The sequence below is a fragment of the Halomonas urmiana genome (genome assembly GCF_005780185.1).
GTDB classification, from domain to species: domain Bacteria; phylum Pseudomonadota; class Gammaproteobacteria; order Pseudomonadales; family Halomonadaceae; genus Halomonas; species Halomonas urmiana.
The window spans coordinates 199283-212856 of record NZ_VBUI01000001.1; the positions used below are offsets into that span (position 1 = coordinate 199283).

A 13574-nucleotide genomic window follows, 5' to 3' on the forward strand; every position below is an offset into this window, starting at 1 on the left:
TCGGGGCCCCCCGTCTGGGTGGACCCTGCCCTCTTGTGTATCATATCCAGACACAGAGGTCTCAGCGCTTCCCATCCCAGCCCCGTTCCCAGGAGTCCATCGTGATCAAGGTCGGAATCGTCGGCGGCACCGGATACACCGGCGTCGAACTGCTCAGGCTGCTGGCTCGTCATCCGGACGTGGAGGTGGATGCCATCACCTCGCGCTCCGAGGCGGGCATGGCCGTCAGCGAGCTGTACCCCAACCTGCGTGGCCACTACGACGAGCTGGCCTTCAGCCTGCCCGATGCCGACCGGCTGGGACGCTGCGACGCGGTCTTCTTCGCCACCCCCCACGGCGTGGCCCACGCGCTGGCGGGCGAGCTGCTCGAGCGCGGCACCCGGGTAATCGACCTGTCGGCCGACTTCCGGCTGCGCGACGCCGACGAGTGGGCGCACTGGTACGGGCAGGCCCACGGCGCCCCGGCGTTGCTCGGCGAGGCGATCTACGGCCTGCCGGAGGTCCGCCGCGAGCGCATCCGCGAGGCCCGGCTGATCGCGGTTCCCGGCTGCTATCCCACCGCCGTGCAGCTCGGCCTGCTGCCGCTGCTGGAGGCCGGCCTGATCGATGTCGAGCACGTGATCGCCGACTGCAAGTCCGGCGTGACCGGGGCCGGACGCGGCGCCAAGGTACCCTCGCTGATGGCCGAGGCCAGCGAGTCCATGAAGGCCTATGGCGCCTCAGGCCACCGTCACCTGCCCGAGATCCGCCAGGGGCTCGGCGATGCCGCCGGCGGCCCAGTGGGCCTGACCTTCGTGCCACACCTAACGCCGATGATCCGCGGCATCCACGCCACCCTCTACGGGCGCCTCACCGGCGAGCCGGGCGATCTCCAGGCGCTCTTCGAGCGCCGCTTCGCCAGCGAGCCCTTCGTCGACGTGATGCCCGCCGGCAGCCACCCCGAGACACGCAGCGTCAAGGGCGCCAACGTCTGCCGGCTGGCGGTGCATCGCCCCGGCGACGGCGACACCGTGGTGGTGCTCTCGGTGATCGACAACCTGGTCAAGGGCGCCTCGGGCCAGGCCGTGCACAACCTCAACCTGATGTTCGGCCTCGACGAGACCGCCGGCCTCGATGCCCCGGCGATGATGCCCTGATTGCAGCAGTCAGATCCCAGCACCAGAGGGCGCCGGGAGATGGTCGAAGAGGAGGTCCACGCCATGGGTGAGGAGCATCACTCCGAACGGGCTGGCCATGGATGGCCAGCACCGGTCCTGCGAGCGGAGCAGGGCGTAGGTAGCGTCAGGGAAGTATTCACAGTGCCTCCTCGATGGTCCGACACTTCGGGACCTTCCCCGGCACAGCCCGTAGTTAGTCCCACAAAAGTTGACCCTTTTGCTGGGGAATGTGGATAATCGTCTGCTGCCACGACATTCATCGATCCAGGGGAGGTCACCCATGAGCGGTGCCGAATCCTTCGTTCCCACCCCCTTGATGCTCTCCGACGGCGCCCGGGCACGACTCGCGGCGCTGATCGAGGAACAGGGTAACCCCCGGCTCAAGCTGCGCGTCTACGTCACCGGCGGTGGCTGCTCGGGCTTCCAGTACGGCTTCGACTTCGCCGAGGAGACCGCCGAGGACGATACCCTCGTCGAGTTCGGCGCGGTGGCCCTGGTGGTCGACCCGCTCTCCTATCAGTACCTGGTCGGCTCCACCGTCGACTACGAGGAGGGCCTCGCCGGTGCCCGCTTCCTGGTCCAGAACCCCAACGCCACCACCACCTGCGGGTGCGGCGCCTCCTTCATGGTCTGAGCGACAACGTTGGCTCAGCGGCCAAAGCCGCCTGGCCCGTCACTTGACGCTTCTCCGGGAACTCGCCATCGTTGATGGCGCGAATGATAAGAAATCCTTCCACGGGGAATGCTATGAAACCGCAACTGAAACAAGCCGCGCTGGCCGCCAGCATCGCCATTGGACTGGGTGGTGCTACGCTTGCCAATGCCGATGAGCACGTGCTCGAGGTCGTCACCGACCCGAGCTTCGTACCCTTCGAGATGATGGATCAGGAATCCGGCGAGATGGTCGGCTTCGACATGGACATCATCAGCGAACTGGCCGAGCGGGCCGGCTTCGAGTACAACCTGCGCACGATGGACTTCAACGGCATCATTCCCGCCGTGCAGACCGGCAACGTCGACATCGCCATCGCCGGCATCACCATCACCGACGAGCGTGCCGAGATCGTCGACTTCTCCGATCCCTACTACGACAGCGGCCTGCGCATCCTGGTCGGTGCCAACGACGACAGCGTCCAAGAGCTCGAGGACCTGAACGGCAAGAAGATCGGCACCAAGGTCGGCTCCACCAGCTACGACTTCCTCCAGGAAAACCTCGGCGAGGACGCCGACATCACCCCCTACCCGGGCAGCAGCGACATGTACATGGCCCTGCTCGGCGGCAGCGTCGATGCGGTCTTCTACGATGCGCCCAACGTCGGCTACTTCTCCCAGACCAAGGGTGAGGGTCGCGTGAAGGTCGTGGGCGACCTCTACGAGGGCCAGCAGTACGGCATCGTCTTCGTCGAGGGCAGCGAGTGGGTCGAGCCCGTCAACGAGGCCCTGGCCGAGATGAAGGAAGACGGCACCTACGACGAGATCCACGCCAAGTGGTTCGGTAGCGCCAGCGGCGAGTGATGCCCGGTGACTTCCGTCAGCGGGGTCGGGTCATGAGGCCCGACCCCGCTGCGTTGTGCCCCCGGTACCTTCCCCCGTCGTCATCCCCCGCGTCTTGACGGAGAAATCTTGTGGACGTCACCTTCCAATTCGACTGGCAGGCGGCCTTTGCCTCCATTCCCTTCCTGATCAAGGGTATCCCCTATACCCTGCTGATCTCCTTCGGTGGCCTGGCCATCGGCTTTCTGATCGGCATCCTCTTCGGCCTGCTGCGCATCAGTCGCCTCGCCTGGCTGAAGATCCCGGCCGTGGCCTACATCGAGATCTTCCGCGGCACCCCGGTGCTGGTGCAGGTGCTGTTCATCTTCTATGGTCTGCCGCAGCTGCTGGGCGGCCCGATCAACGCCCTCGTGGCCGGGATCGCCGCCATCGCCGTCAACTCCGGCGCCTATATCTCGGAGATCGTGCGCGGCGGCGTGCAGTCCATCGAGCGCGGGCAGCGCGAGGCGGGCCTGTCACTCGGCCTTTCACGCCGCCAGACCTTCCGCTACATCATCTGGCCCCAGGCCTTCCGACGCATGATCCCATCGCTCGGTAACCAGGGCATCATCAGCATCAAGGACACCTCGCTGTTCTCGGTGATCGGGGTCGGCGAACTGGTCCGCCAGGGCCAGGTCTACATCGCGACCACCTTCAATGCCCTCGAGGTCTACCTGATGGTCGCCCTGCTCTATCTGGCGATCACCCTGACCCTCTCGTTCGTGCTGCGCCAGCTCGAGCGCAGAGGCCTGGTCGGACAATAAGGAACGCGCGACATGACACACGAGAAGTCCACGTCCGGCAGCGATCCCATCGTGCGCATGGACAAGGTCAACAAGCATTTCGGCAGCCTGCATGTGCTGAAGGACATCGACCTGTCGGTCTCCCCCGGCGAGGTCGTGGTGATCATCGGTGCCAGCGGCTCGGGCAAGTCGACGCTGATCCGCTGCATCAACGGCCTCGAGGAGTTCCAGCAGGGCTACCTGGAGGTCGATGGCAGCCAGCTGGTGCCCCACGGCAAGGCCTCGGCGGCGCTGCAGAAGATCCGTACCGAGGTCGGCATGGTCTTCCAGCAGTTCAACCTCTTCCCCCATCTGAGCGTGCTGGACAACGTGACCCTGGCGCCGATGAAGGTGCGCGGCTGGAGCCGGGAGGACGCTATCGAGACCGCCGAGCGCCTGCTCGAGCGGGTCGGCATCAGCGACCAGGCCGCCAAGCATCCTGGTCAGCTCTCCGGTGGCCAGCAGCAGCGCGTAGCCCTGGCCCGTGCGCTGGCCATGGAGCCGCGCCTGATGCTGTTCGACGAGCCCACCTCGGCACTCGATCCGGAGATGATCGGCGAGGTCCTGGACGCCATGCGGGAACTGGCAAAGGAAGGCATGACCATGCTGATCGTGACCCACGAGATGGGCTTCGCCCGTGAGGTCGCCGACCGAGTGATCTTCATTCACAAGGGTGAGATCACCGAGGAGGGGCCGCCCGAGGAGGTCTTCGATTCACCTCGGAACGAACGCACCCAGAGCTTCCTCTCGCGCGTCCTCAAGCACTGATCTTGCCTCCTCCGATCCCCTCGGGAGCCTCTAACCAGCCCTTCAGCATCCCTCCAAAAAAGGCCCTGTCGTTATCGACAGGGCCTTTTTTTGCCTGTGGACAGAAGTTTTCTGGAACCTGCCTAGATCCGCCTGCAGGCCCCGTCATACGCGGAGATGGACGCCTGGCTCTCGAGTGTTCACAGCCACGGTAACAAGCCCGGTAGAGAACGGTGGACAAGCGGTGATCTTTTTCCCGTGTGGACAAGTCGCCATTCCGTCCACAGCCTCCGGACACCTCGTCCGCAGGCTGTCACGCCTTTCTCCGACGAGGGATCAACAATGCAAGCTGTTGATAAAAGTAAGATTTATTAGCTTATCCACTAAAAATGTCCACACCAGTAGTTACAACTACAACAGAACTTCTCTTTTATATTCTGTTTTATTGTATATGAAGAGAGATGACGGCCACCGGGAAGGAATTCGGGTGTGGAAAACCCTGACGATTACCCACAGGGGGTTTATACTGGCCCGCTGATTTCCACCCCTGACAGCCACATCGGCGCACCGCGCCAAGAGGTGACCCTTGGAGTACCCCGACCGCTTTGACGTCATCGTCATCGGCGGCGGCCATGCCGGAACCGAAGCCGCCCTGGCCTCGGCCCGCATGGGCTGCCGGACCTTGCTGCTGACCCATAACATCGAGACGCTCGGCCAGATGTCCTGCAATCCCGCCATCGGCGGGATCGGCAAGAGTCATCTGGTCAAGGAGATCGATGCCCTGGGCGGTGCCATGGGCCTGGCAACCGACCACGGCGGCATCCAGTTTCGCGTGCTCAATGCCCGCAAGGGGCCGGCGGTCCGGGCCACCCGCGCCCAGGCCGACCGGGTCCGCTACAAGGCCGCGATCCGCACCATGCTGGAGAACCAGGCCAACCTGACCCTCTTCCAGCAGGCGGCGGGCGACCTGATCGTCGACGGCGACACCGTGCGGGGCGTGGTCACCGAGACCGGCATCCGCTTCCTCGCCGAGACGGTGGTGCTGTGCACGGGCACCTTCCTCGGCGGCGTGATCCACATCGGGCTCGACACCAGCCGCGGCGGTCGCGCCGGGGATCCCGCCTCCAACGGCCTGGCCGAGCGGCTGCGGGCACTGCCGTTCCGGGTCGATCGCCTCAAGACCGGCACACCGCCGCGGCTCGATGCCAAGAGCATCGATCTGGCCTCGCTCGAGGAGCAGCCCGGCGACACGCCGACCCCGGTGATGTCCTACCAGGGCAGCCGCGAGATGCATCCCCGCCAGGTGAGCTGCCACATCGCGCACACCAACGAGCGCACCCACGAGATCATCCACGCCAATCTCGATCGCTCGCCGATGTACTCGGGGGTGATCGAGGGCGTCGGGCCGCGCTACTGCCCGTCCATCGAGGACAAGGTGCACCGCTTCGCCGACAAGGCCAGCCACCAGGTGTTCGTCGAGCCCGAGGGCCTCGATACCCATGAGCTCTATCCCAACGGCATCTCCACCTCGCTGCCCTTCGACGTGCAGCTGCAGGTGGTGCGCTCGATCAACGGCTTCGAGAACGCCCATATCACCCGCCCGGGCTATGCCATCGAGTACGATTTCTTCGACCCACGCGACCTCAAGCACTCGCTGGAGACCAAATTCATCCACAACCTGTTCTTCGCCGGCCAGATCAACGGCACCACCGGCTACGAGGAAGCGGGAGCCCAGGGGCTGCTGGCGGGGCTCAACGCCGCCCGCCGGGCCCGTGGACAGGAGGCCTGGTCGCCGCGTCGTGACGAAGCCTATCTGGGCGTGCTGGTTGACGACCTGATCACCCTGGGGACGAAGGAGCCCTACCGGATGTTCACCTCTCGGGCCGAATACCGGCTGCTGCTGCGCGAGGACAACGCCGACATGCGGCTCACCGAGCTGGGCCGCGAGCTCGGCCTGGTCGACGACGCCCGCTGGGCGGCATTCGCCACCAAGCGCGACGCCGTGGAGCGCGAAAGCGCCCGCCTCAAGGCCAGCTGGGTGCAGCCGGGCAGCCCCGCGGCCGCACGGGTCGAGGCCAGGACCGGCGCGCCGCTGCCGCGCGAGTACAGCCTGCTGGACCTGCTCAAGCGCCCCGAGCTCGTCTACACGGACCTCGCCGACCTGCCCGGCATCGAGGGCGCTCCCGTCGAGGACGAGGCGGTGGCCGACCAGGTGCAGATCCAGGCCAAGTACCAGGGCTACATCGATCGTCAACAGAACGAGATCGATAAGCTCAAGCGCCACGAGGCGACCCCGCTGCCGACCGACCTGGACTACCAGCGTGTCGAGGGTCTCTCCAACGAGATTCGCCAGAAGCTCGAGGACGCGCGCCCCGGGACCCTGGCCCAGGCGGGGCGCATCTCCGGCGTGACACCGGCCGCGGTGTCGATCCTGCTGATCCACCTCAAGAAGCGACGCCTACTCGACGACAGCCGGGCGGTCAACACATGATCGGCGTCGACGCGAACGTCGAGGCGCGCCTCGACCACGGCCTGGCCGCGCTGGACGTCTCCGTGGATGCCGAGCAGCGCGCACGCCTGCTGGGGCTGGTGGGGCTGTTGCACAAGTGGAACCGCGCCTATAACCTCACCGCGATACGCGCGCCGGAGGAGATGGTCAGCCGCCATCTGCTCGACAGCGCCGCGGTGCTGCCCTTCGTCGAAGGGCCGACGCTGCTCGACGTGGGTTCGGGTCCGGGGCTTCCCGGGCTGGTCCTGGCCATCCTCCGGCCGTCGCTGGCGGTCACGCTGCTCGACAGCAACGGCAAGAAGGTGCGCTTCCAGCGTCAGGCCGTGATGGAGCTGGGCCTGACCAACGTCACCCCGGTGCAGGCGCGGGTAGAAGCCTTCACGCCGGTGGCCGGCGGCTACGCGCAGGTGATCTCGCGGGCCTTCTCGAGCCTCGGCGATTTCGTCGCCCTGACCGCATCCCTGGTGGGACCCGACGGCGAGTGGCTGGCTATGAAGGGCCCCGCCGTGGATGATGAGCTGGCCGGCCTGCCCGAGACGATCGCCGTGGCGGCCCGTCATGACCTCGCGGTCCCCTTCGAGACCGGCAGTCGACCGCTGGTGGTCCTGCGCCACCGGACGTCCGACGGGGCCTGCCCCTGAGGCGTCTGTTTCCCCAGCAAGGGAGTTGCACGTGACCAAGATCATTGCCTTGACCAACCAGAAGGGCGGCGTGGGCAAGACCACGACCGCCGTCAACCTCGCCGCCAGCCTGGCTGCGCTGGATCGCCGCGTGCTGCTGGTCGACCTGGACCCCCAGGGGCACGCCACCATGGGCAGCGGCGCCGACAAGCATGACCTGGACGGCAGCGTGCTCGACGTGGTGCTGGGCGACAAGAAACCCACCGAGGTGATCCTCGATTGCCCCCAGGCCGGCTACGCCCTGCTGCCCGGCAACGGCGACCTGACCGCCGCCGAAGTGGAGCTGCTCGGCGGTGGCGACGGCCGGGAGCGCAAACTGGTCACGGCCCTGGCCGAGCTTGCCGGCGAATACGACGTGGTGCTGATCGACTGCCCGCCGTCGCTGAACATGCTGACCGTGAACGCGTTGACCGCCGCCGACGGGGTTCTGATCCCCCTGCAGTGCGAGTTCTATGCCCTGGAAGGGCTCTCGGCGCTGCTCGATACCGTTGAGCAGATCAAGGACAGCGTGAACCCGCAGATCGAGATCTTCGGTATCCTGCGGACCATGTTCGACGCCCGCAACAGCCTGACCCGGGACGTCAGCAAGCAGCTGCGCGACTACTTCGGTGACGCGCTGCTCAAGACCACCATTCCGCGCAATATTCGGGTCGCCGAGGCCCCCAGCCATGGGCTGCCGGTGACCAAGTACGCGCGCTTCTCGCGAGGCAGCCAGGCCCATCGGGTGCTGGCCAAGGAACTGATCCGACGCCTGTCGCTGTAGGCCGGCCGTCGCACACCGCTGGTAGTGATGAGGGAATGTCGATGACGCGTAAACGCGCCCTGGGACGTGGCCTGGATGCCCTGATCGGTGCCAACGCCCGCCGTCGTGAAAGCCTGGACCTGCCCGAGGTCGAGATCGAGGAGGGCCTCGAACCCTCGGCGCCTCGGGCGCCCGAGCCCGAGGAGCGCCTCGAGCGCCTGCCGCTGGGGCAGCTCTCACGCGGCAAGTATCAGCCGCGTCGCGACATCCAGCCCGAGGCCCTCGAGGAGCTCGCCGACTCGATCCGCGCTCAGGGCGTGATGCAGCCGATCGTGGTGCGCCCCGTGGGCGAGGCGCGCTACGAGATCATCGCCGGTGAGCGCCGCTGGCGGGCCGCCCAGCTCGCCGAGCTCGACGTGATTCCCGCGGTGATCCGTGAGGTGAGCGACGAGGTGGCGCTGGCCCTGGCGCTGATCGAGAACATCCAGCGCGAGGACCTCAACCCGATCGAGGAGGCGATGGCGCTGAAGCGGCTGCTCGAGGAGTTCTCGCTGACCCAGCAGCAGACCGCCGATGCCGTAGGCCGCTCCCGCGCCCAGGTGGCCAACCTGCTGCGCCTGCTGACGCTGGACCCCGAGGTGCAGACCCTGCTCGAGCGCGGCGACCTGGACATGGGCCATGCCCGGGCGCTGCTGGCGCTGTCGGGGGCCAAGCAGCGCAAGGCCGCCCATGAGGTGGTCAACAAGGACCTCACCGTTCGTGACACCGAGGCGCTGGTCAAGCGCCTGGCCAATGGCGAGCCGGCGAAGCCCGCCCCCGAGGCGCCGTCCGCCGACGTGGCCGGCCTCGAAACGCGCCTCGCCGAGGTGCTGGGGGCGCCGGTGAAGATTCAGCACGGACGCGGCGGTAAGGGGCGCGTGACGATCCGCTATGCGAGCCTCGATGAGCTCGACGGGATCCTCGAGCACATCCGCTAGCGGGGCGTTGACGAGACGTTACGGCCATTAGCCGGCTAAACGTGCTGGGCGAATTTATCGACTTTTAGTCGTAGAGCAACGAGATATCGCGTCCAATGGCGGCGTTCTCGGTTGAAGCCTGGGTGGGCCTTCCCTATAATCGCGCCGGACCTTTCGTTGGCCCGCGCGCGGCGAGGATCAGCGAAGCAGACGGGTCGCCGACCATCGGTAGCGCGAACGGAGACCCTCATGGCAGCCAGGATTAGGCGTCCCAGCCTGCGACCACTGTGGATCGCACAGCTTGCCGCCATGGCGGTCATGGTCGGGCTTGCCGCCGGGTTCCAAGGTCCCGCCGATGCCGTCTCGGCCCTGGTGGGGAGCGCCGTGGCGCTGCTGCCTAACGTCTACTTCGCCTGGCGCATGTTTCGCCACCGCGGCGGTCGCCAGGCACGCCGAGCGGTCCACGGTCTCTACCGCGCGGCGGCCGGAAAGTTTGGTTTGACAGTGGCACTCTTCACACTGGTGTTCGTCACAGTGCCCCTCTCAAATCATGCTTTATTCTTTGGCGCTTATGTGGTGACCCTGTTCGCGTACTGGCTGGCCTCCTGGCAGATGACGCGACAGACACCCAACTGAAATCGAGGCAGCTCATGGCAGGCAACAACTCGACTCCCACGGAGTATATTCAGCACCACCTGCAGAATCTGACCTACGGCTACCATCCCGAGAATGGCTGGTCGCTGGCCCAGTCGGCCGGCGAAGCTCAGGAAATGGGCTTCTGGGCGATCCACCTGGACACCATGGGCTGGTCGCTGGCGATGGGCGCGCTGTTCATCTGGCTGTTCCGCATGGTCGGCAAGGCCGCCACCACCGGCGTGCCCGGCAAGCTGCAGTGCGCCATCGAGATGATCTTCGAGTTCGTCGAGGGCACGGTGCGCGGCGCCTTCCTGCACGGCAAGAACCCGGTGATCGCCCCGCTGGCGCTGACGCTGTTCGTCTGGATCTTCCTGATGAACCTGCTGAAGCTGGTGCCCGTGGACCTGATGCCGGAGCTGTTCGCCAAGTTCGGCGTCGAGTACATGAAGCTCGTGCCGACCACCGATCCCAACATCACCCTCGGCATGGCGCTGGGCGTGTTCTGCCTGATCATCTACTACAGCATCAAGGTCAAGGGCGCCGGCGGCTTCATCAAGGAGCTCTCGTTCACCCCGTTCAATCACTGGCTGCTGATCCCCTTCAACCTGATCATGGAGCTCATCGGCCTGCTGGTGAAACCGCTGAGCCTGGGCCTGCGACTCTTCGGCAACCTGTTCGCCGGCGAGGTCATCTTCCTGCTGATCGCGCTGCTGCCGTTCTGGGTCTCCTGGACGCTGAACGTGCCCTGGGCCATCTTCCACATCCTGGTCATCACCCTGCAGGCGTTCATCTTCACCGTCCTGACGGTGGTCTACCTGAACGCGGCACATGAGCATCACTGAATCACGTAACACCCGCTAAACCCTTGAACCTTAACTTAAACTCGATAGGAGCATCACCATGGAACTCATCTACATTGCTGCCTCTCTCATGATCGGCCTGGGCGCACTGGGTACCGGCATCGGCTTCGCCCTGCTGGGTGGCAAGCTGCTCGAGACTACCGCTCGCCAGCCGGAGCTGGGCGACCAGTTGCAGACCAAGACCTTCCTGATGGCGGGCCTGCTGGACGCCGTGCCCATGATCGGCGTCGGCATCGCGATGTACCTGATCTTCGTCGTCGCCGGTTAACGTTTGGCACACCGAGCGCACCGCGCTCGGTTTGCTTGTTTCCGGACGCCACGAATCTGTCAGAGGTACGTCCCTGTGAATATCAACATGACGCTAATCGGACAGATGATCGCCTTCGCGATCTTCGTCGGATTTTGCATTAAGTTTGTGTGGCCGCCGATCAGCAACGCGCTCCATGAGCGTCAGAAGAAGATCGCCGACGGCCTGGACGCGGCTAGCCGCGCCTCGCGTGACCTGGAGCTGGCCGAAGAACAGGCTGGCGAGACGCTGCGCGAGAGCAAGGAGCAGGCCGCCGAAATCCTGGAGCAGGCCCACAAGCGGTCCAGCCAGATGATCGAGGAGGCGCGTGACCAGGCGCGTCAGGAAGGCGAGCGGATGATCGCTCAGGCCAAGTCCGAGATCGATCAGGAAGTGAATCGCGCGAAGGAAGATCTGCGGGTGCAGGTGTCGCGTCTCGCCATCGTGGGTGCGGAGCGGATCCTGGAAGCCTCCATCGACGAGAAGAAGCACGGCAAGCTCGTCGACGAACTCGCCAACGAGCTTTGAGGAGGTGACCCATGGCGGAAACGTCTACCGTCGCACGACCCTACGCCAAGGCGGCCTTCGAGTACGCCGTTGAGCAGCAGGCACTGGATGGCTGGGCCGGAATGCTCGAGACCGCGGCGCGTGTCGTCGAAGACGACGACATGCAGCGCCTCGTGCTCGGCAACCCGAAGCTGTCGAGCACCCAGAAGGCCGATGTGGTCGTCGACGTCTGTGGCGACGCCGTGAGCGACGCCGTCCGCAACTTCCTGCGCCTGGTGGGCCAGAAGGGCCGCCTGGCGGCGCTTCCGGCCATCGTCGAGCAGTTCACCATGCTCAAGGCCCAGCAGGAGAAGCGCATGGACGTGAACATCGTCTCCGCCTTCCCGCTGGATGATAAGCAGCAGGACAAGCTCGCGAGTGCACTGGCCAAGCGTCTGAACCGCGAAATCTCCATTACCACTCAGGTGGATTCCACCCTCCTGGGAGGCGTCATCCTGCGTGCCGGCGACACCGTCATCGACGGCTCGGTACGCGGTCGACTGAATCGCCTCCACGAGGCCCTTTCCGCCTGAGTCTGAGGGACATGGCATGCAGCAACTGAATCCTTCCGAGATCAGCGACATCATCAAGCAGCGTATCGAAAAGCTGGATGTCGCATCCGAAGCCCGTAATCAGGGCACCATCGTCAGCGTGTCTGACGGTATCGTGCAGATCCACGGCCTGGCCGACGCGATGTTCGGCGAGATGATCGAGTTCCCCGGCGGCATCTACGGTATGACGCTGAACCTCGAGCGCGACAACGTCGGCGCCGTGGTGCTGGGTGACTACCTGAAGCTCGAAGCGGGCATGACCGCCCAGTGCACCGGGCGCATCCTCGAGGTGCCGGTGGGTCCCGAGCTCGCCGGTCGCGTGGTCGATGCCCTGGGCAACCCCATCGACGGCAAGGGTGATCTCAACACCAAGCTGACCGACGCGGTGGAAAAGGTCGCCCCCGGCGTCATCACCCGTCAGTCCGTCGACCAGCCGATCCAGACCGGTTTCAAGTCCATCGATGCCATGGTGCCGATCGGCCGCGGCCAGCGTGAGCTGATCATCGGCGACCGCCAGATCGGCAAGTCGGCCATCGCCATCGATGCCATCATCAACCAGAAGGGCAAGGGCGTCACCTGTGTCTACGTGGCGATCGGCCAGAAGCAGTCGACCATTGCCAACGTGGTGCGCAAGCTCGAAGAGCACGGTGCCATGGAACACACCATCGTGGTCGCCGCCGGCGCTGCCGATCCGGCCCCGATGCAGTTCCTCGCCGCCTACTCCGGCTGCACCATGGGCGAGTACTTCCGCGACCGCGGCGAAGACGCGCTGATCGTCTACGACGATCTCTCCAAGCAGGCCGTGGCCTATCGCCAGGTCTCCCTGCTGCTGCGTCGTCCGCCGGGCCGCGAAGCCTTCCCGGGCGACGTCTTCTACCTCCACTCCCGCCTGCTCGAGCGTGCCGCTCGCGTGAACGCCGACTACGTCGAGAAGTTCACCAATGGCGAAGTGAAGGGCAAGACCGGTTCGCTGACGGCCTTGCCGATCATCGAGACCCAGGGCGGCGACGTCTCCGCGTTCGTTCCGACCAACGTGATCTCGATCACCGACGGACAGATCTTCCTCGAGACCGACCTGTTCAACTCGGGCATCCGTCCGGCCATCAATGCCGGCCTCTCGGTGTCGCGTGTCGGCGGCTCGGCCCAGACCAAGATCATCAAGAAGCTCGGCGGCAGCGTGCGTCTGGCCCTGGCCCAGTACCGCGAGCTGGCGGCCTTCGCCCAGTTCGCCTCCGACCTGGACGAGGCCACCCGCAAGCAGCTCGAGCACGGTCAGCGCGTCACCGAGCTGATGAAGCAGCATCAGTATGCGCCGATGTCCGTGGCCGAGATGGCCGTCTCCCTGTATGCCGCCAACGAGGGGCATCTGGACGACGTCGAGGTCAACAAGGTGCTGGACTTCGAGCGCGCGCTGCAGGACTACATGAAGTCCGAGCACGCCGAGCTGCTCGAGACGATCAACCAGACCGGCGACTACAGCGACGAGATCAAGTCGGGCCTCAAGGCTGGTCTCGAGAAGTTCAAGGCCACTCAGAGCTGGTAATGCCGACGGCCCGCTCCTCCGGGGCGGGCCCTGGAGCTTTCTGAGG

At 65.5% G+C, this 13574-nt stretch carries 15 protein-coding genes; all 15 read left to right on the plus strand.

The annotated features are described in order from the left end of the window. The first annotated feature begins 101 nt into the window (after positions 1-101). The 15 genes from argC to atpA all read left to right on the plus strand — a co-directional run bounded on the left by argC (position 102) and on the right by atpA (position 13528). Positions 102-1136, plus strand: coding sequence for an N-acetyl-gamma-glutamyl-phosphate reductase (argC, locus tag FEI13_RS00980; protein WP_138178805.1), 1035 nt, complete (start codon positions 102-104; stop codon positions 1134-1136). Positions 1137-1437: 301 nt separating this feature from the next. Beyond that, positions 1438-1791, plus strand: a complete 354-nt coding sequence (gene erpA / locus FEI13_RS00985; protein ID WP_138178806.1) for an iron-sulfur cluster insertion protein ErpA — start codon at positions 1438-1440, stop codon at positions 1789-1791. 113 nt (positions 1792-1904) lie between these two features. Beyond that, entirely contained in the window at positions 1905-2672 is a 768-nt protein-coding gene (locus FEI13_RS00990) for a transporter substrate-binding domain-containing protein (RefSeq protein WP_138178807.1), read from the plus strand. 110 nt (positions 2673-2782) lie between these two features. Further along, the gene (locus tag FEI13_RS00995) at positions 2783-3454 is read left to right on the plus strand and encodes an amino acid ABC transporter permease (RefSeq protein ID WP_138178808.1); all 672 of its coding nucleotides are present in this window, start codon (positions 2783-2785) and stop codon (positions 3452-3454) included. Between the two features lie 12 nt (positions 3455-3466). Further along, entirely contained in the window at positions 3467-4240 is a 774-nt protein-coding gene (locus tag FEI13_RS01000; protein ID WP_138178809.1) for an amino acid ABC transporter ATP-binding protein, read from the plus strand. Positions 4241-4805: 565 nt separating this feature from the next. Beyond that, positions 4806-6710 carry a tRNA uridine-5-carboxymethylaminomethyl(34) synthesis enzyme MnmG gene (mnmG, locus tag FEI13_RS01005; protein ID WP_138178810.1) on the plus strand — a complete coding sequence of 635 codons (1905 nt, stop codon included), beginning with the start codon at positions 4806-4808 and terminating at the stop codon, positions 6708-6710. Further along, a complete protein-coding gene (rsmG, locus tag FEI13_RS01010; protein WP_138178811.1) occupies positions 6707-7369 on the plus strand; it encodes a 16S rRNA (guanine(527)-N(7))-methyltransferase RsmG in 663 nt (220 codons plus the stop codon). Before mnmG ends, rsmG begins: the two co-directional genes overlap by 4 nt. A 31-nt stretch (positions 7370-7400) precedes the next feature. Beyond that, positions 7401-8171 carry a ParA family protein gene (locus FEI13_RS01015; RefSeq protein WP_138178812.1) on the plus strand — a complete coding sequence of 257 codons (771 nt, stop codon included), beginning with the start codon at positions 7401-7403 and terminating at the stop codon, positions 8169-8171. Between the two features lie 41 nt (positions 8172-8212). After that, the gene (locus tag FEI13_RS01020) at positions 8213-9127 is read left to right on the plus strand and encodes a ParB/RepB/Spo0J family partition protein (RefSeq protein ID WP_138178813.1); all 915 of its coding nucleotides are present in this window, start codon (positions 8213-8215) and stop codon (positions 9125-9127) included. Between the two features lie 228 nt (positions 9128-9355). After that, on the plus strand, positions 9356-9742 hold the full coding sequence (locus tag FEI13_RS01025) for an ATP synthase subunit I (protein ID WP_138178814.1): 387 nt from the start codon (positions 9356-9358) through the stop codon (positions 9740-9742). Positions 9743-9756: 14 nt separating this feature from the next. Next, complete coding sequence (gene atpB / locus FEI13_RS01030; protein WP_138178815.1) at positions 9757-10584, plus strand: F0F1 ATP synthase subunit A; 828 nt, start codon at positions 9757-9759, stop codon at positions 10582-10584. A 58-nt stretch (positions 10585-10642) separates the two neighbouring features. Continuing rightward, on the plus strand, positions 10643-10870 hold the full coding sequence (atpE, locus tag FEI13_RS01035; protein ID WP_138178816.1) for a F0F1 ATP synthase subunit C: 228 nt from the start codon (positions 10643-10645) through the stop codon (positions 10868-10870). A gap of 75 nt (positions 10871-10945) precedes the next feature. Beyond that, positions 10946-11416 carry a F0F1 ATP synthase subunit B gene (locus FEI13_RS01040; protein WP_138178817.1) on the plus strand — a complete coding sequence of 157 codons (471 nt, stop codon included), beginning with the start codon at positions 10946-10948 and terminating at the stop codon, positions 11414-11416. Positions 11417-11427: 11 nt separating this feature from the next. Continuing rightward, positions 11428-11967: a F0F1 ATP synthase subunit delta gene (locus FEI13_RS01045; RefSeq protein WP_138178818.1), complete on the plus strand. Its 540-nt coding sequence runs from the start codon at positions 11428-11430 to the stop codon at positions 11965-11967. A gap of 16 nt (positions 11968-11983) precedes the next feature. Continuing rightward, entirely contained in the window at positions 11984-13528 is a 1545-nt protein-coding gene (gene atpA / locus FEI13_RS01050) for a F0F1 ATP synthase subunit alpha (RefSeq protein WP_138178819.1), read from the plus strand. Positions 13529-13574 lie beyond the last annotated feature (46 nt).

Coding starts and splice junctions, on each gene's coding strand:
- FEI13_RS00990 (WP_138178807.1), top strand. CDS start 1,905: ATGAAACCGCAACTGAAACAAGCCGCGCTGGCCGCCAGCATCGCCATT.
- FEI13_RS01025 (WP_138178814.1), top strand. CDS start 9,356: ATGGCAGCCAGGATTAGGCGTCCCAGCCTGCGACCACTGTGGATCGCA.
- FEI13_RS01045 (WP_138178818.1), top strand. CDS start 11,428: ATGGCGGAAACGTCTACCGTCGCACGACCCTACGCCAAGGCGGCCTTC.
- atpB (WP_138178815.1), top strand. CDS start 9,757: ATGGCAGGCAACAACTCGACTCCCACGGAGTATATTCAGCACCACCTG.
- FEI13_RS01000 (WP_138178809.1), top strand. CDS start 3,467: ATGACACACGAGAAGTCCACGTCCGGCAGCGATCCCATCGTGCGCATG.
- atpE (WP_138178816.1), top strand. CDS start 10,643: ATGGAACTCATCTACATTGCTGCCTCTCTCATGATCGGCCTGGGCGCA.
- FEI13_RS01020 (WP_138178813.1), top strand. CDS start 8,213: ATGACGCGTAAACGCGCCCTGGGACGTGGCCTGGATGCCCTGATCGGT.
- atpA (WP_138178819.1), top strand. CDS start 11,984: ATGCAGCAACTGAATCCTTCCGAGATCAGCGACATCATCAAGCAGCGT.
- rsmG (WP_138178811.1), top strand. CDS start 6,707: ATGATCGGCGTCGACGCGAACGTCGAGGCGCGCCTCGACCACGGCCTG.
- erpA (WP_138178806.1), top strand. CDS start 1,438: ATGAGCGGTGCCGAATCCTTCGTTCCCACCCCCTTGATGCTCTCCGAC.